Here is a 22,335-nt window from a genome sequence, read left to right as displayed (position 1 = left end):
CTGATACACATGGATGACGCGATGCGGGAACGGCTGCGGCGGACACGGCGGGTCACGACGCCCTGGAGTGATGATGAGGCGCGCGGCATCACCGGGGCTCGCCTCGATGAGCTGCTCGACCGTTGGGTGGACGGGTACGACTGGAGCGTACATGAACGCCGAATCGAGGAATTCCCTTGGGAGACAGTGCAGGCGGGCGGCACGGAGCTGCGTGTCATTCACCAGCGATCGACGGACCCCGGCGCGCCGGTTGCCGTACTGCTGCACGGCTGGCCCGACTCGATACTGCGATTCGAACGCGTCCTGCCTTTGCTCACGGACCTGCATGTCGTGGTTCCCGCGCTGCCGGGATTTCCGTTCGCGACCCCGCTCACCGCATCCGGTATGTCAGCCAACAGGATTGCCGGAATCGTCGCGGACGCTCTGGAGGAGCTCGGCTACCCCCGATACACGGTGTCCGGGGGTGACGTGGGTGGCACCGTCGCGGAAATTCTTGCGGGACAGCACCCGGATCGGGTCGCCGCGCTGCATCTGACGAACGTCGCACCGCAACACGCGTTCTCGGTGGATCCGGCGAAGCTCGCGCCGGATGCCGCGGACTACCTCGGCCGGGCCGCGCAGTGGTTCCGGGCGCAGGGCGGGTATATCGCGGAGCAGTCGACGCGGCCGAACACGCTTGCCGTCGCGCTCGGTGACTCCCCCGCCGGGCTCGCGGCCTGGCTTGTCGAGAAACTCGAGTCCTGGTCCGACGGACCGGCTTTCACCACGGAGGAGCTACTCACCTGGGTCAGCGCCTACTGGGTCACCGGCACGATCGGGACGTCCTTCGCCACCTACACCGAGTCGGCCGTCCTTCCCGACCGGATCGATACGCCGACCGTGCTGTCGGTGTTCGCGCACGACACCAAACCGGAGCCGCGCAGCTACGCCGAGGCATTCCTGAATATCCGCGAGTATGTGGAACACCCCGCGGGCGGCCACTTCGCCGCCTGGGAACAACCCGAGGCCTACACCGGCGACCTGCGCCGCGCGGTCGGGTTGGGCGCCGCGCAGTCGGTTACGGGGTGAGGGGCTTGCGGCGGGGGATCACCTTGCGGTGGGTGATGCGCCAGCCTGCCGGGGTGCGGTGCAGGGTGTCGGCGTAGGTGACGCTGGCGATGGTGCCATCGAGGTTGACGGCCAAGCCCTTCGACACGGTGGTGACGGTATCGGCGTCGACGGGAGTGACGACGATGTTGGTGACGTGGTGGGCCAGGGGCTGGCGGTCGGCCATACCGAGGGCCATGTCGCGGAGGGCATCGCGGCCGTTGACGGTGCCTGCGCCGAATTCGGTGAGATCGTAGGCGATGTCGTCGAGGAAGATTTCGTCCATGCGGGCGAAGTCGCCGGCGTCACTGAGATGACCGTGCAGGGACAGGAGTTCGTGGATCGCCAGGCGATCGTCGGTCGTGATCGGCATGAGGTCCGATCCTCACACGAGCCCGCGCTCCGGGCCAGCGGATTTCGTTGGGCCCGAATACGCGCCGAGCCGTCTGGAAGCCGGAAGTATTGCGGGCCGGGGCGCAGGCAGACCGTCAACGCCGGTGCCGGGAGGTCATCACCGGGCGTTCAATTCGGGCCGTGTATCTGCTCATCGCCATCCGGTATTCGGAGAAGTTCTGATGGCCGTCCAGACGCTCCGCAGGCCGGAGCATGTGGAAATCGCCGATTCCCGCCCGCACCGGGTGTCCGCGGGGATTTTGCGGCCCCGGCAGTTGGTGACCGCGCTGCCGGAGGCCGTGCGCAAGCTGGATCCGCGCACGCTGTGGCGCAATCCGGTCATGTTCGTGACCGAGATCGGCGCGGTGCTGACCACGATCATGGCGATCCTGCATCCTTCGCTGTTCGCGTGGCTCATCACCGGATGGCTGTGGCTCACTGTGCTTTTCGGCAATCTGGCCGAGGCGGTGGCCGAGAGCCGCGGACGGGCCCAGGCCAATACGCTGCGCCGGACCCGGCAGCACACCCTCGCCCACCGCGTCACCGACTGGCAGGAAGGCCGGAGCCTCGACACACTCACTGTCGAGGAGGTGTCCGCCGCCGGCCTGCACCGCGGCGATCTCGTCAGAGTCGTTGCGGGTGAGCTGATTCCGGGCGACGGCGATGTGGTCGAGGGCGTGGCCAGCGTGGACGAATCCGCCATCACCGGCGAATCCGCGCCCGTCATCCGGGAATCCGGCGGCGACCGCTGCTCGGTGACCGGCGGCACCACGGTGCTCTCGGACCGCATTCTGGTGAAGATCACCCAGGAACCGGGTGAGAGCTTCCTCGACCGGATGATCCTGCTGGTCGAAGGCGCGAAGCGGCAGAAGACGCCGAACGAGCGGGCGCTCAACCTCTTACTGCTGGCACTGACCTTCATCTTCCTGGTCGCCACCATCACCCTGCAGCCGATGACGATCTTCTCCAAGACCGTCATGCCCGCCGCGCACGACACCCTGGCCGTCACCGGTCAGGGCGTGGCCGTCGTTGTCCTGGTGTCACTGCTGGTGTGCCTGATCCCCACCACCATCGGCGCGCTGCTGTCGGCCATCGGTATCGCGGGCATGGACCGCATGGTGCAGCGCAATGTGCTCGCCATGTCGGGCCGCGCCGTCGAGGCCGCCGGCGATGTGCATACCCTGCTGCTCGACAAGACCGGCACCATCACCTTCGGTAACCGGCAGGCGAGCGAATTCGTCCCGGTCGCAGGCGTTTCCGCCGCCGATCTGGCCGAGGCGGCGCAGCTCGCCAGCCTCGCCGACGAGACGCCCGAGGGCCGGTCCATCGTGGTGCACGCCAAGGTCGCCCACGCTCTGCGCGAACGCGAGCCCGGCGAGGTCGTCCGCGCCCACTGGGTGGATTTCAGTGCGCAGACCCGCATGTCGGGCGTCGATATCGACGACCGGCGGATTCGCAAGGGCGCGGCCGCGGCCGTCATGCGGTGGGTGCGCGAGCACGGCGGCAGCCCCAGCGAGGAGGTCGGCGATATCGTGGACGCCATCAGCGCCGCGGGCGGCACGCCGCTGGTCGTGGCCGAACACGTCGAGGGCGGCGAGGCGCGCGCGCTCGGCGTCGTGCACCTCAAGGACGTGGTGAAACCCGGTCTGCGCGAACGCTTCGACGAGATGCGCAGGATGGGCATCCGCACCGTCATGATCACCGGCGACAATCCCTTGACCGCCAAGGCAATTGCCGAGGAGGCCGGCGTCGACGACTTCCTCGCCGAGGCCACGCCCGAGGACAAGCTCGCCCTGATCAAGCAGGAGCAGCAAGGCGGCCGCCTGGTCGCCATGACCGGCGACGGCACCAATGACGCGCCCGCGCTCGCGCAGGCCGACGTCGGCGTGGCCATGAACACCGGCACCTCGGCCGCCAAGGAGGCCGGGAACATGGTCGACCTCGACTCGGACCCGACCAAGATCGTGGAGATCGTCGAGATCGGCAAGCAGTTGCTCATCACCCGCGGCGCGCTGACCACCTTCTCGATCGCCAATGACATCGCGAAGTACTTCGCGATCCTGCCCGCCATCTTCGCGGCGGTGTATCCGGGCCTCGGCGCGTTCAACATCATGTCGCTGCACAGCCCGACCTCGGCCATTCTGTCCGCGGTCATCTACAACGCCGTCGTCATCGTCGCGCTCATCCCGCTCGCCCTGCGGGGTGTGCGGTACCGGCCCGCCAGCGCCGATGCCCTGCTCGCCCGCAATATGTGGGTGTACGGCCTCGGCGGCGTGGCGGTGCCGTTCCTCGCGATCAAGCTCATCGACCTCGCGGTCGCACTCATTCCGGGAATCTGACATGTCACGCCTACCTCTCTGGCTCGCCCAGCATCTGGCCGCCGTGCGCGTCGTCGCGGTGCTCACGGTGATCGTCGGGCTGCTGTATCCGCTTGCCATGACCGGTGTTTCGCAGGTCCTGAGCAATCGTGCGGACGGGCAGCCGCTGTATCGGGACGGCAAGCTCGTCGGCAGTGCGCTGATCGGGCAGTCGTTCACCGACTCCAACGGCAACGCGCTACCGAAGTACTTCCAGAGCCGGCCATCCGCCGCGGGCAACGGCTATGACCCGACCGCCTCGGGCGCGAGCAACCTCGGCCCCGAGAACGACGTGGACACGCTGCCGGATCCCGCGGATCCCAAGTCCGGCAAGCAGAGTCTGCTCACCCAGATCTGTGCCCGCTCCAAGGCGGTCGGCGATCTGGAGGGTGTCGACGGCTCGCGGCCGTACTGCACCTCCGACGGTGTCGGCGCGGTGCTCGGCGTCTACCGTGCGGACGGCCTCACCGGCAATGTGACTCGCGTGGTCAGCCTCAACCAGGCCTGCCCCGCAATACCTTTCATGCAGTCCTATGACGGTGTGGCGGTGGAATGCGGCAAGCCCGGCGAGGATTACTCGGCGGCGCTGATCGTCCCGATCCGCGGCGATGCGCCGCGCAAACCGGTGGTGCCCGCCGACGCCGTAACGGCCAGCGGGAGTGGCTTGGATCCGCAGATCTCCCCCGCCTACGCCGATCTGCAGGCCCCCCGCATCGCCCGCGAGCGGCATCTGCCCCTCGACCGCGTGCACGCGCTGATCCAATCCCACACCACCGGGCGCACACTCGGGTTCCTCGGGCAACCCGGCGTGAACGTGCTGGAACTCAACCTCGCGCTCGATCGGGAGTCATAGACCGTGTTCAGTTGGCTGCAAGCACTTTTCATTCTCGGCGTGGTGGTGATCCTGCACGTCCCGCTCGGCGACTACATGGCGCGGGCGCTGGACGGCGGCCGGGATCTGCGTGCCGAGCGCGCGATCTACCGTATGTGCGGTATCGATCCCGACAGCGAACAGAACTGGCGCGGTTATCTGCTCGCGCTCGCCTCGTTCACGGTGATCAGCATTGCCGCCCTGTTCGGATTGTTCTGGCTGCAAGGGCATCTGCCGCTGTCGCTGGGCCATTCGGGCATGAAGTGGGATCTGTCGCTGCACACGGCGGTCAGCTTCGTGACCAATACCAGCTGGCAGAACTACGCCGGTGAGACGACCACCGGGCACCTGGCCGTCATGGCCGGACTGGGCGTGCAGGGCGTGGCCTCCGGCTCGGTCGGCATCTGTGTCGCGCTGGCTCTGGTGCGCGGCCTCACCCGGCGCGGTGGCGACGCACTCGGCAACTTCTGGGTCGACCTGCTGCGCAGCATCTTCCGCATCATGATGCCGCTGGCGATCATCTTCGGCCTGATCCTCATCCTGCTCGGCGTGGAACAGAACCTGATGGGCCCGCATGATGCGGGCACGCTGGCCGGTGGCTCGCAGACCCTCATCGGCGGACCGGTCGGTTCCTGGGAACCGATCAAAATCATGACCGGTGACGGCGGCGGTTTCTTCAACGCCAGCAGCGCGCACCCGTTCGAGAACCCGAACGCCATGAGCAATGCCGTGGAAACCATTCTCATGCTGCTCATTCCGACCGCATTCCTGCGCACCTTCGGCCGCATGGCCGGCAATCTGCGACTGAGCTGGACCCTGCTCATCGTGGTCGGCGTCCTGTTCGGCCTACTGCTCACCAGCGGCGTGCTGGCCCAGGAGATCCACGCCAACACCGTCTCCCAGGCGGTGGGCGGCCCGGTGGAAGGCACCGAACAGCGCATCGGCGTACCCGGTAGCACCCTGTTCGGCGTGAGCGCCACCGCCACCGCGGACGGCGCGGTCAACTCCTCCTACGACAGCTTCACCAGCCTCGGCGGCGGCGTACTCGTGGCGGCCATGATGCTCGGCGAGATCGCGCCCGGCGGCACCGGCAGCGGCCTCTACGGCTTGATCATGGTGTTGCTCATCGCCGTCTTCCTGGGTGGGCTCATGGTCGGGCGCACGCCCGAATTCCTCGGTAAGCGTCTCGGCTACGGCGAAATGCGACTGGTCGTGCTGTACGCGCTGGTCGCGCCGACCACCATCCTGACGCTGTCCGCCATCGCCATCGGCACCGACCCGGGCCGCACCGGCATGGGCAATCCGGGCGCACACGGGTTCACCGAGATCCTGTTCGCCTACACCAGCAATGTGATGGGCAATGGCGCATCCATGGGCGGCCTCAGCGGCAACACGCTGTTCTACAACCTGACCATGGTGGCGGGCATGGCCGTGGGCCGCTATCTGCCCATGGTGTTCGTGCTCGCGCTGGCGGGCAAACTCGTCGCACAGCATCCGGTCCCGGCCACGGCCGGGACGCTGCGGACGCAGGGCAGCACCTTCGTGGTGCTGGCCACGAGTGCCGCGATAATCCTGGCGTTGCTCAACTTCCTGCCCGCGCTCTCCCTCGCCCCGCTCGCCGACGGCATCCTGGGATGAACCTGAGAGACCGTATGGATTCCGGAAAGATTGCAGGCCGGGGCGCTAGCGGTGTGTCAATAGCATTACCACTGCGCCCGCATCGGCCGTTCAATTCGGGACGATGATGACGAAACCCCCGGGCCGGGGCCGACTTCGGATCTACCTCGGAGCCGCCCCCGGCGTCGGTAAAACATTCAAGGCGTTGGAAGAAGCGCAACGCAGGGCGAGCCGAGGCACCGATGTGGTGCTCGGCCTGGTGGAGACGCACGGGCGCAAACACACCGCCGCCCTGCTCGACGGCCTGGAGCTCATACCGCGCGTCAGTGTGCGATACAAGGACTCCGAGTTCACCGAGATGGATATCGACGCCATCCTGCAACGCCGCCCCGCCGTGGTCGTGGTCGACGAACTCGCCCACACCAACGTTCCCGGCTCGCGCAACCACAAGCGCTGGCAGGACATCGACGAACTGCTCGACGCCGGTATCACGGTGCTGTCGACGCTCAACATCCAGCATCTGGAATCGTTGAACGACGTCATCGCCGGGATCACCGGCACGGTGCAGCGCGAGACCGTGCCCGACGCCGTCGTACGCGCCGCCGAGCAGGTCGAACTCGTCGATATGACCGCCGAGGCGCTGCGGCGGCGGATGGAACACGGCAATGTGTACCCGCCCGAGAAGATCGACTCCTCGCTGCGCAACTACTTCCGCACCGGAAACCTCACCGCGCTAAGGGAACTCGCGCTGCTGTGGGTCGCGGACAAGGTGGACGACCAGCTCGACGACTACCGCGCCGAACACAACATCACCCGCACCTGGGAGACCCGCGAACGCATTGTGGTCGCACTCACCGGCGGCCCCGAGGGCGACACCATCCTGCGCCGCGCCGCGCGCATCGCCGAAAGAACCACGGGCGCAGACCTGCTCGCCGTGCACGTGACCCGCAGCGACGGGCTCATCGACGCCGGACCCGACCACCTGGCCCGCCAGCGGAAGCTGGTCGAGGACTTCGGCGGCAGCTACCACCAGGTCATCGGCAACGACATTCCCAGCGCCATCCTCGATTTCGCCCGCGGCGTGAACGCCACCCAGCTGGTGCTCGGCGCGAGCCGCCGCGGTGCGCTGGCCTCGCGGCTCTCGGCGGGAGTGGGCGCCACCATCAGCGTGCGATCCGATGCCATCGACGTGCACCTGGTGCCGCACGAGGCCACCCGCACCACCCGCCGCATCTGGCGTACGCCACCGGCACTCAGCATGCGACGCCGGCTGATGGGTCTCGCCGCGGCGCTCGTAGGCCTGCCCGCGGTACTCACCGTGGCACTGGTCATCGGATTACCCTTGGCCGCAACCATTGTGCTGCTGTTCGGCGCGGTGGTGGGTGTCGCCCTGCTCGGCGGACTGTACCCGGGCGCGCTCGCCGCACTCGGCGGCTTCGCCCTGCTCGACTACTTCCTGATCCCGCCCAAACACAGTCTCGCCGTGGGCGATCGCGGAAACCTGCTGGCCCTGGTCGTTTTCGTGGTGGTCGCCTTCGCGGTGAGCGCCACCGTGGAACTGGCCGCCCGCCGCACCTCCGAAGCGGCCCGCGCACACGCCGAATCCGACACCCTCTCCACCTTGGCGGGCAGCGTATTACGCGGCGACGCCGCCCTGCCCGCCTTACTGGAACGGGTACGCGAAACCTTCGGCATGCAAGCGGTAACCCTGCTCGAACGCCACGAAGACAGCATCGACGACCCCGACCTGCGCCGCGATCCGGACCAATGGCGCATAGTCGCGACCACCGGCGGCGAACCCTGCACCGCCCCCGCCTGCGGCGACGTCGAAGTCCCCGCCGACGACCGGCTGGCCCTGGTACTACGCGGCCGCCGCCTCGAAGCCGCCGACCAACGCGTAGCGGCGGCCTTCGCCGTCCAAGCAGCCGTGGCCCTCAAACAACAACGACTATCCGAACAAGCCGCGGCCGTAGCCCCACTGGCCGAAGCCGACCGCATGCGCACCGCCCTCCTCGCCGCCGTAGGCCACGACCTCCGCACCCCACTGGCCGGCGCCATGGCCGCGGTCACCAGCCTCCAGGACACCACCGTCACCTTCTCCCCCGAAGACCAGGCCCTCCTGCTCGAGGCCGCAGGCGAGTCCCTCACCCGCCTCGACCGCCTCGTCACCAACCTGCTCGACATGAGCCGCCTCCAAGCAGGCGTCCTCGGCGTCCACCTCGACGACCTGGGCATCGACGAGGTACTCCCCCGCGCCCTCGACGACCTGGATGCCACCGCCACCGTCCACACCCGGATAGCCCCGGCCCTGCCGCTGGTCCGCGCCGATTCGGTACTCCTGGAACGAGTCCTGGTCAACCTCATCGCAAACGCCCTGCGCTACAGCCCTGAAGAACGCCCACCCTCCATAGCCGCCGACATGATCGACGGCGACGCGGTCGAGATCCGCGTCATCGACCACGGCCCCGGCATCGAATCAGCGGACCGCGACCGCGTCTTCCTCCCCTTCCAACGCCTCGGCGACCGCCACAACGGCAATGGCGTAGGCCTGGGTCTGGCCCTGGCCCGCGGCCTGGCGGAAGCCATGGGCGCCACCATCACTCCCGACGACACCCCGGGCGGCGGCCTCACCATGGTCGTCACCCTGCCGCGGACCAGCTCGGTCGAGGTCAGCCCATGAGCTCGTACTTGGTGACCATCTCTTCGTCGAATTCGATGCCGAGGCCGGGGCGTTCGGGGATGAAGACCTGGTTGTCGGCGTAGCGGAGGCGGGAGGCGGGGGTGAGGAGGCGTTCGAAGTTGTAGATGCCCTTCTCCAGGGCGAAGTACTCCACTACCAGGGTGTTGGAGACCGCGCCGCAGAGGTGGACGTGGAGGTTGTGGTGCCAGTGGGGGGCCATCTGGAGGCCGAAGGTGGCGGCGGTGGCGGCGATGCGGAGCCATTCGGTGACGCCGCCGGCTACGCCTGCGTCGCATTGCAGGATCGGGATGCCGGCTTCGATGAGGGGACGGAATTCCCAGCGGGTTTGGTGGATTTCGCCGGTGGCGACGGGGGTGCGGATGGTGCGGGAGAGTTCGGCGTGGCCGGCATTCGCGTCCGGGGAGAGGGGTTCTTCGAACCACCAGAGGGGGTGGTCGCCGGCGGCGCGTTCGAAAGCCGTGATGGCGGTGCGGGCTTCGTGGACGGAGCGGTAGGCGTTGTTGGCGTCGAGGGAGAGGCGGCCGGTGTCGCCGATGGCCTCGATGGCGGCGGCTACGCGGGCGGCGTCTTCCGCTACGGAGAGGCCGCCGACCTTGATCTTGTGGTCGGTGAAGCCTTGGGAGGCATTGAATTCGATCTCACGGGCCACCGCATCCGTCCAGGCGCCCTCGTCGGGGCGGTAGTAGCCGCCGGAGGCGTAGGCGGGGAGCGGGGCGGTGGCGCCGCCGAGGAGGCTGACCAGCGGGAGGCCGGCCTGTTTGGCGCGGAGGTCCCACAGGGCGATGTCCAGGGCGGAGAGGGCGCGCAGGACGGTACCGCGGCGGCCTTCCAGCAGGGTTTCCTGGTAGGCGCGATCCCACAGGCCCACTACGTCATTGGGGTCACCGCCCAGGTAGACGGGGGCGAGCAGGTCGTCGGCGGCGCATTTGGCGAGGTGTCCCGAGCCGGTGCCGGCGTAGGTGTAGCCGACGCCGGTCGCGCCGTCGTCGGTGGTCACCTCGACCAGGAGGTAGTGGCGGGCGCCCAACTCGCGGTTGGACATTCGGGTCGGCTTGTCGACGGGAACGCCGATGGCGCGGGTGCGGATGGAGGCGATGGTCATCGGGTGCTCCTCGGGGTCGCGGCGCTGCGCACCGCTTGGATATTGGCGAATTCGGCCATGCCCCAGTGGCTCAGCTCGCGGCCGTAGCCGCTGGCCTTCACGCCGCCGACGGGTAGGCGGGGGTCGGATTCGGAGATGCGGTTGACGAAGACCGAACCGGCGTCGAGGCGATCGGCCAGGTAGTCGATGACGCTGCGGTCCCGACCCCAGATCGAGCAGCTCAGTCCGTAGATCGACTCGTTGGCGGCGGTCAGGGCGGCGGCCGGGGAGGCGATCGGTTTGATTACGCCCAGGGGGCCGAAGGTTTCCTCGCGGAAGGCCGGATTCGTGGTGTCGGGGACCTGGATCAGGGTGGGCGGGAACCAGGCGCCGGGGCGTTCGTCGGGCTTGCCGCCGTAGAGGACCCGGGCCCCGGCCGCCACGGCGGCGTCGAGCTGGCGGCGCAGTTCGTCGCGGAGATCGACGCGGGCCATCGGGCCCACATCGGTGGCCTCGGCGGTCGGGTCGCCGTAAACCAGGCCGTCCAGTTCGGACAGCATGGCCTCGACGAACTCACTGAAGACGCTGCGCTCCACCAGGATTCGCTTGGCGGCGATACAGCTCTGGCCGTTGTTCAGGAAGCGGCCGCGCACCGCGGCCGCTGCGGCGGCGGGCACATCGGCATCGCCGAGCACGATGAACGGGTCGGAACCACCGAGTTCCAGCACCGTCTTCTTGACCGAACGCCCGGCCCGCGCGCCGATCAGCGCGCCGACCCGATTGCTGCCTGTGAACGCCACGCCCGCGATCAGCGGATCGTCGATCAATGGGCCGATGCGATGCGCGGGCAGCATCAAGGTGGTCAGAATGCCCGCGCCGAACACCTCATCGAACAGCGACTGCAGCACGCGCGCACAGCCGGACACATTGTCGGCATGCTTGAGCACGATGGCATTGCCCACCGCGACGGCAGGCAACATTGCCCGGATCACCTGCCAGAAAGGGTAATTCCACGGCATCACCGAGAGGATCACGCCCAGCGGGCGCATCCGGATCTCCGCGGTTTCCGGGAACACGTCGACGGCCTGCGGCGCCAGCAGCTCCGGCATGCGCTCGGCATAGAACTCGCAGGTGGTCGCGCACTTGTCGAGCTCGGCGCGCGCCTGCGTGAGGGGCTTGCCCATCTCGACGGTGATGAGCAACGCCAAATCCTCACGCCGCGCCCGCAATACATCGGCCAGCATGCGGAAACACAAGGCGCGCTGCTGGATCGACTCGTCGGCGCGCTCCCGCACCGCAGCTTGCGCGCGCCGCAGCGCCACACCCACCTCGCGCTCGCCGGTGTAACGGTAGCTATCCAGAACGCGCCCGTTGGCCGGATCGATCGTGGTGATCACCGCGCCGCCTCCCGTCCCGCGGGCACGGCCTCCTGCGCGCCGGCGATATCCTGCTGCGCGGCAGAGCCGTCCCGCGGCCCGGCAGCGATTTCACCCGATCCCGCAGCCACCCGCGCGGCCACCCACTTCTGGAAACGGTGGCCCAGCACAACGGGATTCACGAGCAGCTTCGGAATGTCGGCCGCATTGCCTACCTCGAGATGGACGTGCACCAGGACCGGGCCGGTCTGCTCGAGCGCGGTGAGGATGGCCGCGCGCAGTTCGAGCTCGTCGCTCGCGGTGTGCACGGTCCAGCCCGAGGCCTCGGCCAGCACGCCCAGATCGACGGTGTCGGCGTAGGTCGGCAGATTGGCCGTGGCGCCGTAGACCGCATTGTCGAGGAGGACGGTCACCAGGTTGGGCGGGCGCAGAAACCCGCCCGTGGGCAGCACATTCGGGTTCATGAGCAGTGACCCGTCGCCCTCGATGGCCACCACTTTCGGCACCGCGGTGTCGGTCAGGCTCAGCGCGATACCGGTCGCGACCGAGACCGCCAGGCCCATGGAGTCCAGTAGGTACAGGTGGTTGGGCCGGTCGGCGACGGCGGCGAGTTCCCGGCTGGAGGCCGCGCAGGTCACCACGACCGGCAGCGCCTCGGTGAGGTCGGCGAGCACGCGGAGTGCGTCGATGCGATACACGATCAGGCTCCCTTGCCGTCGGTGTTCCAGAAGTGGGCGAGCACGACCACGGGCCGGAAGGTCATGCGCGCGTGCACGCCCGCCTCGGTGACGACCGCCTCCCAGTCCGAAGCCGAACTGCGCCGGTCGATCTGGAAGGCCGGGATGCCGACCCGATCCAGCAGCGCGGGCGCGTACTGGCTGAAGGTGTGGATCATCGAGTTGTATTCGCCCAGCCCGCCGCGCGTGTTCGCCACGATCAGCAGGGGCAGGTGATAGGCGATATTGAAGGTCGTCAGCGCGGTCAGCGCATTGCCGAAACCGTTGTCCTGCATGACGACCGCGCCGAACTTCCCGGCCAGGGGCAGCGCGCCGAGCACGCCGGCCGCCTCCTCCTCGCGGGAGAGCGGGAAGACCTGCTGCGAGCGGCCGTCGGCGCCGCCGCTGGTTTCGACCAGGGCCGAGATGACCGGTGCGACGCTGACCGAGGGCACGTAGCCGACCAGATCGGCCTCTGCCGCCCAGATCCCCCGCGCGACCGATGCCGCATATGAAGTGGGGTCCACAAGATGTCCTTTCGGGGACAGAACCGCCGAGTGGCGGTTCACTAACCACAAGCAACATACTAATTAGAGTGAGTAGCATGCAACTGATTCGTAAAAGAAAATCCGGGCAACGATGCGCTGCCCGGATACGCGCGAGACCGCGAGGTCGGTGGCCCCCCGTCAGTAGGTGATCTGTTCGCCTTCCGGCACGGAAACCGAGACCCAGCGCCGCCATTCGGCCACCAGGCCACGATCATCACCGGTGCCGTGCGCGACCAGCAGGTCCCCCGACCGGACCAGATGCTTGAGCATGGCCCGCTCGGCCGCTATCCCGTCGCGTTTACGCAGGGCATCGACGATCTCCTTGTGATCCCGCAGCGCGACCTCGACCGGCTGATAGCGCGGCACACTGTGCCGGCCGTCCAGCGCCAGCGTCTGACGCAGTTCGCGAACAGCCTTGGCCAGCCGCTGATTTCCGCTCGCCTGCAGGATGAGATCGTGCAGCCGCTCATCGGCCGCGAAGTACTCGGCGCCGCCGTCGGCGAGCCGCTCCATGATCCGATACTCGGTCATCATGGCCTCGTCGTCGCGGCTGGTCATCACCGCCGCCGCACTACGGCAGGCGGGCGGTTCCAGCAGGATCCGCATACTGCACAGATCCACGATGCCGCGCCCGTCCTGGCCCACCACCCGCGCCCCGCGATTGCGCTCGATGCGCACCAGCCCCAGATCGGCCAGCTTCAGCAGCGCCTCGCGCACGGGAGTCCGTGAGGCGCCGAACATTTCACCGAGTTCACGCGAGGAGTACAGCAGGCCGCGTTCCAGCCGCCCTTGCCGGATCGCGTCGCGAATATCCTCGGCGATCTGCTCGGACTTACTGTCGGCTGGCACATCCTGCGACACGAGACCTCTTCGGGGGAACAACAACGGCGACTCGCCCGCGACGGGATGCCACGGGCGATTGCTCAGCCTAATAGCTGCCGCACCGAACGCCTATGTGCCCACGCCGGGAGCGGGTTCCGGCTGCACCACGACCGCCGGTGACTGCCGTGACCGGACCGCCATCGCGCCCAGCACCAGGAACGCCGCCACATTCGTGAAGATCATGACGCCCATGGCCAGACTCGTGCTGCCGTGCGTGGCGTCCTGGATCCAGCCGAAGGCGTAGGGACTCACGAATCCCGCGGCATTGCCCAGCGAATTGATCAGCGCGATACCGCTGGCCGCTCCCACCCCCGCCAGATAGCCGGTCGGCACCGACCAGAACAGCGGCTTGGCCGTCTGCGCGGCCATGGTGGCCACCGTGATGGCCGCGAAAGCGATTGCGGGCACACCCAATTCGACGGCGGTCAGGATGAACGCCACCACCGAGATACCCAGCGCGATCAGCACCGGCCGCATCGAGCGCTGATCCCGCACCGCGCGACCACTGACATACATACAGATGGCCGCGGCCAGGAACGGCACCGCCGACAACCAGCCCACCTGGAAGCTGCTCATGCCGTGCCCGGCCTGCTTGATCACCGACGGCATCCAGTAGGTGAGCGGATACGCCCCGCACAGCAGCAGGAAATAGGCCAGGCACAGCGCGATCACCCGCTTGTCCTTCAGCGCGGCCCAGTGCCCGGTCGGCGCGGTCCGGGCGCGTTCGGCGTCCTCGGCCTCCAGAACCCTTATGAGCGCGCCCTTCTGGGCATCGGTGAGCCAGCGGGCCTTGGCCGGTGAGTCGGTGAGCAGCAGGAAGAACAGCACGCCCAGCACGATCGCGGGCACCCCGCCCACCACGAACACCCAGCGCCAGCCCTCCAGGCCCAGCGTGCCGTCGAAGGTGTCGAGAATCCAGCCGTTGAGCGGCCCGCCGATCACGCTGGCCACCGGGATCGCGACCATGACGGTCGAGATCACCTTGGTGCGTTCGGCGTTCGGATACCACTTGGTCAGATAGATGATGATGCCCGGAAAGAACCCCGCCTCGGCCACGCCCAGCGCGAACCGCAGCACGCACAGCGTGGTGAAGTTCGGCGCGAAGGCGGTGGCGGCGGCAATGATCCCCCAGGTCACCAGGATCCGGCTGAGCCACACCCGGGCGCCGACCTTGGTCATGACGATATTGCTGGGTACCTCGGCCATGATGTAGCCGACGAAGAAAATGCCTGCTACGAAGCCGTATTGGGTGGCGCTGAGCCCGAAGGCCTTGTCCATCCCGAACTTCGCGAAGCCGATATTGATCCGGTCGACATAGCTGACGATGTAGCCGATCACGAGTATCGGGATCAGGCGGAAGGTCACCTTGCGTAGTGCGTCCTCGCGCAGCATCAGCTCGGATCGGGGAACGGCACTGTCCATCTTTCCTCCAAAGCCGACATGCCACTCACACGGATGGCATGCCTTACAGAATGAGTAGCATGCTACTCATTCTGTGACGGGGCCCACAAGGGGTCACGCCCAGGAGAAATCAGTCCGCGGGGATCTCGGTACCGTCCTCGGCCAGCTTCGCCGCCACCTCGGCCGGGAACACATTGCGGAACAGGTACAGATCGCGGCCCAGCTTCCAGCCCGGCGCCAGCGCCACGGCGTAACGCTCGAAGTAGCCCAGCTGCTTACCCATCAACATCAGCTGCTGCGGCCCGGAAGCCCCACGGCGCTTACCGAATTCGAGCAGGCGCGCCGACACCACGCCGAGATCGAGCTTGTCCAGGCTGCCCGAGAGCACCGGCCCCAGCGCCACCGCCAGCTGCCGGCCGATGGTGGCATCGTCACCACTGTCATCGGACACCAGATCCAGCTTGCGCAATGCCCGCGCAACCGGACGGAAGTCGTTGTCGATGGAACTCGCATAGAACAGCGCCCGCACGAACTCGCGCCATTCGGTCTCCATGCGGCCGACGATGCCGAAGTCCAGCATGGCCACCCGGCCGTCGTCGAGCAGCCACAGATTGCCCGCGTGCACATCGCCGTGGAAGAGCCCGTGCACCGCAACCGATTCCATCCACGCCTTCACCAGGCGGCGGATCAGCAGCTCCGAATCCGGGTGCGCGGCACGGATATCGTCGAAACGATCCAGCGGCATACCGCGCATACGCTCCATGCACAGCACGCGCGGCGCGCAGTACTCCCAATACACCTCGGGCACCACGACATTGGTGTTGTCACCGAAGGCGGTGAGGTTCTCCCGGGCCCGGGACTGATTGTCGGCCTCGATGAGGAAGTTCAACTCCGCGACCGTGGCCTCGTACAGATCCCGCACCACCGCTTGGGCATTGGCCACCCGCGCGTTCTCCGAACGCTTCTCCAGCGTCCGGGCCAGCCGCATGGCCGCGCGCAGATCCACGATCATGCGCCGCGCGATCTCGGGCCGCTGCACCTTCACCACCGCCGGCCGGCCATCGGCCAGCACACACGCATGCACCTGCGCGATGGAAGCGGCCGACAACGGCTCGTCGTCGAATTCCCGGAATACCTCGTCGATCGGCTTGCCCAGCTCCGACTCCACGATCGAACGAGCGTCGGCGGACGGGAAGGGCGCCATATCGTCGAGGCAGCGCAGGCAGGCATCGGCGAGCTCGCGCGGGAACGCACCCGGCGAGGACGCGATCAATTGGCCCAGCTTCACGAACATCGGCCCCAGCGACTCGAAGCCGTTCACCACGCCCTCGGCGGCCGCCCGCTTGCGCTTGGACGGGCGCAGCCCGTGCCGCAGCACGCTACCCACAACCGAACCACCCAGCACCAGGCCGACGGTCGCCGTTCTCCGCCACTCGGAGAACCCGAACGTATCGAGGTCGGGCCGGATCACCTCGGGCGTACCCGCCCGCACAGTCAACGGTGAGCTCACGGGCTGCAGTGTATCCCCGCGCCTGCTAACGCGGCGGCACAGGTTACCGACACGTTCAGTAGTTCGTAATGCAGCGTGCACGGTACCGTGGGCGGTCGAGTCGCGATCCGGCTCGAGCGGGCCGTGATCAGGCCCGATCTGATGATGGCGGAAAGGCAAGACCGAGGTAATGACGGGTACAGCGGAAAAGCTGGCGGAACTGCGCAAGCTCCTGGAGGTCGCCGAAGAACCCACCGGTGAAAAAGGCATCCAGAAGCGAATCGCCAAAGGCATCCCCAGCGCCCGAGACCGGGCCAACATGCTGCTGGACCCGGGCAGTTTCCTAGAGATGGGTGCGCTCATGCGCACGCCCGGACAGCCCAATGCGTACTACGGCGACGGCGTCGTCACCGGCCGCGGCACCATCGACGGCCGCCCGGTCGTGGTCATCTCCCACGACCCGACCGTCTACGGTGGCTCGGTCGGCGAGAGCTTCGGCCGGCGCGTGGCCGCGGCCATGGACTTCGCCTACAAGAACGCCTGCCCGCTGGTGGTCATCAACGACTCCGGCGGCGCGCGCATTCAGGACGGCGTCACCTCGCTGGCCTGGTACGCCAATATGTGCCGGCTGCAGGAAGATCTGTCGGGCTTCGTGCCGATGGTCGCGGTCATGTTCGGCAAGTGCGCGGCCGGTTCGGTGTACGGCCCGGTCAATATGGATGTGCTTGTCGCGACCGACAAGTCGTACATGTTCGTCACCGGTCCCGAGGTCATCAAGGGCATCACCGGCGAGGAGATCAGCGCCGAGGAGCTCGGCGGCGCGGCCGTGCAGGCCCGCAACGGCCTGCTGCACCACGTGGCCGACTCCGAGGCCAATGCCCTGCAGTGGGTGCGCGAATACCTCAGCTACATGCCCACCAGCTGCCTGGAACAGCCGCCGGTCGTGAACCCCGGGCTCGAGCCCGAGATCACCGACTCCGATCGCGAACTGAACCGGATCATCCCGGACTCCGATCGCCAGGGCTACGACATGCACGAGGTGCTGCTGCGCCTCTTCGACGACGGCGCGTTCCTGGAGATGGGCGAGGGCGCGGCGCCCAACCTCATCACCGGATTCGCCCGCGTCGACGGCCGGCCGGTCGGTGTCATCGCCAATCAGCCGATGCAGCTCGGCGGTGCGCTGGACGCGGCCTGCTCGGACAAGGGCGCCTACTTCATCCGCCTGTGCGATGCCTTCAATGTGCCGCTCATCTATGTCGTGGACACCCCGGGCGTGTTGCCCGGCGTCGAAGAAGAGCGCAACGGGGTCATCAAGCGCGGCGGGCGCATGTTCCGCGCGCTCATCGAGGCCACCGTCCCGATCATCACCATCGTGACGCGCAAGGCGTACGGCGGCGGCTACGCGGTCATGGGCTGCAAGCAGCTCGGCGCGGATATCAACCTGGCGTGGCCGACGGCGCGCATCGCGGTCATCGGCGCGGACGGCATGGTGACGGTCACCGGAAAGAAGACCCTCGCCGCCACCCCGCCCGAGCAGCGCGCGGCCGTGCGGCAGCAGATGGTCGACTTCTACAACGCGCTCATCGACAACCCGTGGGTGGCGGCCGAACGCGGCTACATCGACGCGGTCATCGAGCCCGCGGCCACCCGCCTGGAGATCCGCAAGGCGCTGCGCCTGCTGCGCGACAAGGGCACGATCCGCAAGCACAACCCGCGCAAGCACAACCTGTTCCCGATGTGAGCCGGCTGCGCTGACAGCTGCCGAATCACTGCTGACAGATACCGAATCGCTGAGGGCTCCGAGAACTTCGGGGCCCTCGGTACGTTTCCCGGCAGGTTCGGAAAGCCGGTGGGGCGCTCAGGGATTCGGGTTGCTCCGGCATTCGTCGGGCGCGGGTATCCCCTGCAGCCGTTGGTCGAGCCAGCTGAGGGATCCGCTGAAGCCGGTGAACGCGGCGATGTAGTGCTCACCGAACACGCTGCGATAGACCGCCGGCACCCCGAGCGAGCATTGCTCGCGATAGAGCGCCTTCGCCCCAGCGGAGGGCACCCAGAACTCCTGCTCCCCATTGAAGATGTACAGCGGCACAGGCGATTTCTTGCCGTCCATGCGCGTGATGGCGTAGATGTGCTTGGCCAGATCGCTGTTCAGCGGGTCCGGGATATTCGCGAACACATCGATCGGCAGCTGCAGTACGCCCGGGACCGAGAAGGTCTCACTGCACAGGCTGTTGAGCAGCGGCGAGGTGGCCAGCCATTCCGCGAGGTTGTTCATGCGTGCCAGGATCTCGGGCCGCTCCCGGCCGATGCCGAAGACCGCGGCCAGGAAAACACCCGAGGCGAGGTTGGCGTTCATGCTGCGCGCCAGCAACGAGAAGTCCGCAGGCACACCGCCCATTGCGGCGCCGACCACCACATCGGCCAACTCGGGCGCGTATTCGGGCATGAGCTTGACCGCGCCGTTGGTGGCGATGGCCCCGCCCGAGTAGCCGATCAGGCCGTATCGGCTGTCGCGCAGCTCATCCGGGAACGCATTGCGCACCGCGCGAACGGCGTCCAGCACCAGGTGCCCGGCCACGATGGGCTCGGCATAGGCCATGCGCGGGCCCTCGTGATCGGTGAGCAGGACCGCGTACCCGCGCAGCAGGGCCAGCTGGGTGGTGGGCAGCAGGTAGCCGCTGAAGTTGGAGGCGCGCGTAAATCCGTGTGCCAGTGTGTAACTCGGGTTGCAGTCGCGGCCCAGGGCGTCGATGGGCAGATTGTTGACGACCACCGGCCGCTCCCCCGCCCCGGTCCACTGCCCGTTCGGCAGGATCAGGCTGGCGATGCCGTAGGAAGCCGCACCGTGCGAGTCGGTGGTCCGATATTTGAGCTGCACCACCTTCGAGACCGGGACGATCACCGTCGGCGCGGCGATGCCCGTGACATCACGCCAGGCGATGATCTGACCGTTGGCGTAGTCTTCCAATCCCGGCGGCCAGTCGTCGACGAATGAATCACCGATGACGACCGGCATGACCGCGGCCCGCAGGGCCGCCAATTGCGGTGAGAGACCGCCCGCGTCGACGATCGGAGCGTTCGGGGCGGGCGGCAGCGGCGGCGGGGGCACGAGACGGGCGATCCCCTGCTGGATCTCGGGCAGCCAGGAGCCGGGCGAAAGCGGTGGGTTCGCGGGGTTTTCGGTTATCGGGGCCTGGGCGAGCGCCGGCGCGGCACCGCACCCGATGATCACGCACAATCCGATCGTCATGGCACCAGCGATAATTCGCAGGCGTCGAAGCACAACACCCCCCACGGGCTCGGTGGTCCGGGCAGTCTCCTCATCACGCGCGAACGAGCCTATCCGGGCGGCGCAAGCCGACACTCCGATGTCGTCCGACCGAAGCCACATCGAGATCACTCTGTGCCAAACCGGATGCGAAGGCGCCGCGACATCGACTGCGTGCAGGCGCCGCGATATCGACTGCCGCAGACGAGCGCGATCGCTACGCCTGCAGGGCGGCCGTGATCGTCGGGTAGTAGTGGAACAGCGGGCGGATGCCGGTCACCTCGAGCACGCGCTCGACGGCGCGGCGGCCCGCCACCACGCGCAGATCGACATCGCAGGCGGCGGACGCCCGTTTGGCGGTGATCAGTCCGGCGGCGACCCGGATGCTCAGGAACCGGGCGCGGCGCAGATCGACGACGACCGCCTGCGCGCCGCCGGCCATGGCTTGGGCCAGCGTGGCGGTGAATTCGGCCTCGACGGCGGCATCCAATTCGCCTTCGGCACGCACGATCACACAGCGCCGCGTGCCGTCGGTCGAATGCGGGACGTATCTGCCGCGGTGGCGCGGATCGGATTCCACCGCGGTGGCGCCGTTTTCGGCGATACCGCCCAGTACGGCGATTGCGGACATGGCCAGACCTCCCGGTGGGATGTTCCGGTTCCGGGAGATCCACTACGACGTGTGGCACGTCCTCGAAAGCTGATTCGGGAGATCGCGCCTGCCGCGCCCGGTGGGCGCTCCCTGTGTGAACCGGGTGGGCTGTCGTCTCAACCTGGTCACATTGTGGCACGCGGCGCCGCGGCTTGTCGAAGCTCGTGGGGCGACGCACCGGAATCGCATCGCGAATTCCGCTGTGGCACAGGGCCGATACCGAATCGAACCGAACGGCCTCTTCCCTATCGGCCGGCCCGCTCCTACCTGCGCGAGCTCACCGCGATATCGAGCTGGGCATTGCTGATCTGACGACCCGCATTCGATACCGAGGTCACCATCGCGCTGCCGAAGGAGCCGCGCCGGTCGAACAGCGTCGCCACCCCGACCGCCATGCCCCGCTCACTGAGGTGACTGTCGCCCTCCACGCCGATCTCGTAGCCCTCCGGCATACGGGAAAGCGCGAGTGTCATATCGGTATTGATGAAGCCGATGCCCTTGTCGCCCCAGTTGGTCATCATGCTGGTGGCCTCGCCGACGACGGCCGCGCGCACGAACGGCGTCAGTTCCTCGCCGGTGATGACGCGAATCGGGTGCTGCCAGGTGCGTTTGCGGCCGGCGTTCTCGTGATCGGTGGGTTTGACCGACCAGGACTGCGTGTCCGTGCCGCTGCTGAACAACGGCACCAGGGGCAGCTCGGACGGCGGCGCGATATCCGGTGCGGGCGGCCGCGGTTCGTGTTCGCGGTGCCAGAGCTCGCCCGGCGGCTGTTCGGAGGGCTGCAGCAGCACCGCCGAGGCGCGGGCCGCCACCTTCCCGCCCTGCACCACCGAGACGTCGGCGACGCGGATCCGGCGGCCGTCACGCACCCGCACGGTCGGCGTGGTGGTGTGCTCGAAGCGGGCCGCGCTGAACAGGTCCACGGTCAGGCGCACCGGCACGAAACCGTCGGTGGCGTGCTCGCGTTCCAGTTCCCGGGCCAGCAGCCCGGTCAGCGCGGGCCCGACGACCTGCGCCGCGGACCACTGGCTGGCCGCGAACCGCGTCGGTACGAACCCGCCGTCCACCACATCGAAATACGCGGGTACGTCCATCACGGCCACGACTCCTGTCCCATTCGGTTGATCAATCCACTGTTTCCAGACCTAACACACCACTGAAACCGGTTACAACACAGGGTCCCGACGCCCGGCGGTGGGATTTCCCACAGCCCGGACCGTCCACGATCGTCCCGCACGAGCGGCCGATGCCGAATCTCGTTGCCGCTCTTCGATTCGAGTGCACCGCCGGGGGGTATCCCGGGATCATGGGGCTCGTCGATCCACTGCCGGGCGTTCTCGCGCGGGCGGTGGACGCGCTGCGGAGCGCCGGGGTTCCGTTCGCGGTGAGCGGGGCCTGCGGGGTCTATCTGCGAGGTGCCGGCGAGGCGGTGGAGACGATGGACATTCAGGTACCACCCGCCGACGCGACGCGTGCACGGGATGCGTTGGCAGCCGCCGGATTACACCCGGACCCGTCCGAAGACCGGCGCCCGGTGGTGCGCGACGACGAGGTGCGGATAGCACTGGTGTTCCGGACCGACTACCTGCCGGTGACCACCGAGCGGCTCGCCCGCAGCGATCACCTGCGGCTCGCGGGTGTCGAGGCGCCGGTACTGTGCGCCACGGACCTGCTCGTGGACGAGTTGCTGATCGCGGATCCACTTCAGCTGGACTTCACCCGGCTTTTGTATACGGCGCGCATACTGCGGGGGCAGGTGGACTGGGCCCGGCTGGACGCGGAGACGGCGGGTTCGCCTTACGCACGGGCGTTCTTGGGCCTGCTGGGTGATCTCGGGATCCGCAGCCGCCCGACCGCGGGGACGGGCTCATGACTTCTGTGTACGGCGCCGGGCACC

At 67.8% G+C, this 22,335-nt stretch carries 18 protein-coding genes; 7 read left to right on the top strand and 11 right to left on the bottom strand.

Features of this window, described 5'->3' with window-relative positions; all coding sequences use genetic code 11:
- Positions 1–9: 9 nt before the first annotated feature.
- On the top strand, positions 10–1,068 hold the full coding sequence (locus tag ACIP5Y_RS39090) for an alpha/beta fold hydrolase (protein WP_400357785.1): 1,059 nt from the start codon (positions 10–12) through the stop codon (positions 1,066–1,068).
- On the opposite strand, the gene ACIP5Y_RS39085 is transcribed toward ACIP5Y_RS39090, so the two are convergent.
- Positions 1,058–1,459, bottom strand: coding sequence for a nuclear transport factor 2 family protein (locus ACIP5Y_RS39085; protein WP_400357784.1), 402 nt, complete (start codon positions 1,457–1,459; stop codon positions 1,058–1,060). The genes ACIP5Y_RS39090 and ACIP5Y_RS39085 overlap by 11 nt on opposite strands.
- A 202-nt stretch (positions 1,460–1,661) precedes the next feature.
- Here ACIP5Y_RS39085 and kdpB point away from each other — a divergent pair, with 202 nt between their 5' ends.
- The 4 genes from kdpB to ACIP5Y_RS39065 all read left to right on the top strand — a co-directional run bounded on the left by kdpB (position 1,662) and on the right by ACIP5Y_RS39065 (position 9,004).
- The gene (kdpB, locus tag ACIP5Y_RS39080; protein WP_400357783.1) at positions 1,662–3,818 is read left to right on the top strand and encodes a potassium-transporting ATPase subunit KdpB; all 2,157 of its coding nucleotides are present in this window, start codon (positions 1,662–1,664) and stop codon (positions 3,816–3,818) included.
- A gap of 1 nt (position 3,819) precedes the next feature.
- Complete coding sequence (locus tag ACIP5Y_RS39075; RefSeq protein ID WP_400357781.1) at positions 3,820–4,689, top strand: potassium-transporting ATPase subunit C; 870 nt, start codon at positions 3,820–3,822, stop codon at positions 4,687–4,689.
- A gap of 3 nt (positions 4,690–4,692) precedes the next feature.
- Positions 4,693–6,345, top strand: a complete 1,653-nt coding sequence (gene kdpA / locus ACIP5Y_RS39070) for a potassium-transporting ATPase subunit KdpA (protein ID WP_400357779.1) — start codon at positions 4,693–4,695, stop codon at positions 6,343–6,345.
- 103 nt (positions 6,346–6,448) lie between these two features.
- Positions 6,449–9,004, top strand: a complete 2,556-nt coding sequence (locus ACIP5Y_RS39065; protein ID WP_400357777.1) for an ATP-binding protein — start codon at positions 6,449–6,451, stop codon at positions 9,002–9,004.
- On the opposite strand, the gene ACIP5Y_RS39060 is transcribed toward ACIP5Y_RS39065, so the two are convergent.
- From ACIP5Y_RS39060 to ACIP5Y_RS39030, 7 genes are all read right to left on the bottom strand, one after another.
- Positions 8,994–10,127 carry a mandelate racemase/muconate lactonizing enzyme family protein gene (locus tag ACIP5Y_RS39060; protein ID WP_400357775.1) on the bottom strand — a complete coding sequence of 378 codons (1,134 nt, stop codon included), beginning with the start codon at positions 10,125–10,127 and terminating at the stop codon, positions 8,994–8,996. The two genes, ACIP5Y_RS39065 and ACIP5Y_RS39060, sit on opposite strands and share 11 nt — an antisense overlap.
- Positions 10,124–11,503, bottom strand: coding sequence for an aldehyde dehydrogenase family protein (locus ACIP5Y_RS39055; RefSeq protein WP_400357774.1), 1,380 nt, complete (start codon positions 11,501–11,503; stop codon positions 10,124–10,126). The genes ACIP5Y_RS39060 and ACIP5Y_RS39055 overlap by 4 nt, the downstream gene beginning before the upstream one ends.
- Positions 11,500–12,180, bottom strand: coding sequence for a thiamine pyrophosphate-dependent enzyme (locus ACIP5Y_RS39050; protein ID WP_400357772.1), 681 nt, complete (start codon positions 12,178–12,180; stop codon positions 11,500–11,502). The genes ACIP5Y_RS39055 and ACIP5Y_RS39050 overlap by 4 nt, the downstream gene beginning before the upstream one ends.
- A gap of 2 nt (positions 12,181–12,182) precedes the next feature.
- Positions 12,183–12,725 (bottom strand): thiamine pyrophosphate-binding protein, encoded by a 543-nt coding sequence (locus tag ACIP5Y_RS39045; protein WP_400357771.1) that lies wholly within the window; start codon positions 12,723–12,725, stop codon positions 12,183–12,185.
- A gap of 159 nt (positions 12,726–12,884) precedes the next feature.
- The gene (locus tag ACIP5Y_RS39040) at positions 12,885–13,607 is read right to left on the bottom strand and encodes a GntR family transcriptional regulator (RefSeq protein ID WP_400357769.1); all 723 of its coding nucleotides are present in this window, start codon (positions 13,605–13,607) and stop codon (positions 12,885–12,887) included.
- Positions 13,608–13,697: 90 nt separating this feature from the next.
- Positions 13,698–15,050 carry an MFS transporter gene (locus ACIP5Y_RS39035; protein WP_400357767.1) on the bottom strand — a complete coding sequence of 451 codons (1,353 nt, stop codon included), beginning with the start codon at positions 15,048–15,050 and terminating at the stop codon, positions 13,698–13,700.
- A gap of 109 nt (positions 15,051–15,159) precedes the next feature.
- Positions 15,160–16,539 (bottom strand): ABC1 kinase family protein, encoded by a 1,380-nt coding sequence (locus tag ACIP5Y_RS39030; protein ID WP_400357765.1) that lies wholly within the window; start codon positions 16,537–16,539, stop codon positions 15,160–15,162.
- Positions 16,540–16,708: 169 nt separating this feature from the next.
- Here ACIP5Y_RS39030 and ACIP5Y_RS39025 point away from each other — a divergent pair, with 169 nt between their 5' ends.
- Positions 16,709–18,259, top strand: coding sequence for an acyl-CoA carboxylase subunit beta (locus tag ACIP5Y_RS39025; RefSeq protein WP_400357763.1), 1,551 nt, complete (start codon positions 16,709–16,711; stop codon positions 18,257–18,259).
- Between the two features lie 117 nt (positions 18,260–18,376).
- On the opposite strand, the gene ACIP5Y_RS39020 is transcribed toward ACIP5Y_RS39025, so the two are convergent.
- The 3 genes from ACIP5Y_RS39020 to ACIP5Y_RS39010 form a co-directional block, all read right to left on the bottom strand.
- Positions 18,377–19,768 (bottom strand): lipase family protein, encoded by a 1,392-nt coding sequence (locus ACIP5Y_RS39020; protein ID WP_400357761.1) that lies wholly within the window; start codon positions 19,766–19,768, stop codon positions 18,377–18,379.
- Positions 19,769–20,003: 235 nt separating this feature from the next.
- On the bottom strand, positions 20,004–20,417 hold the full coding sequence (locus ACIP5Y_RS39015; RefSeq protein WP_400357759.1) for an STAS domain-containing protein: 414 nt from the start codon (positions 20,415–20,417) through the stop codon (positions 20,004–20,006).
- A 284-nt stretch (positions 20,418–20,701) separates the two neighbouring features.
- A complete protein-coding gene (locus tag ACIP5Y_RS39010) occupies positions 20,702–21,532 on the bottom strand; it encodes an acyl-CoA thioesterase domain-containing protein (protein ID WP_400358071.1) in 831 nt (276 codons plus the stop codon).
- A 212-nt stretch (positions 21,533–21,744) separates the two neighbouring features.
- On the opposite strand from ACIP5Y_RS39010, the gene ACIP5Y_RS39005 reads away from it, so the two are divergent.
- Positions 21,745–22,311 carry a hypothetical protein gene (locus ACIP5Y_RS39005; protein ID WP_400357757.1) on the top strand — a complete coding sequence of 189 codons (567 nt, stop codon included), beginning with the start codon at positions 21,745–21,747 and terminating at the stop codon, positions 22,309–22,311.
- Positions 22,312–22,335 lie beyond the last annotated feature (24 nt).

Source organism: Nocardia sp. NPDC088792 (assembly GCF_044750615.1).
GTDB lineage: Bacteria > Actinomycetota > Actinomycetes > Mycobacteriales > Mycobacteriaceae > Nocardia.
Note: the sequence above shows the minus strand (reverse complement) of the source record. Positions and strands in the feature narration are given on the sequence as shown.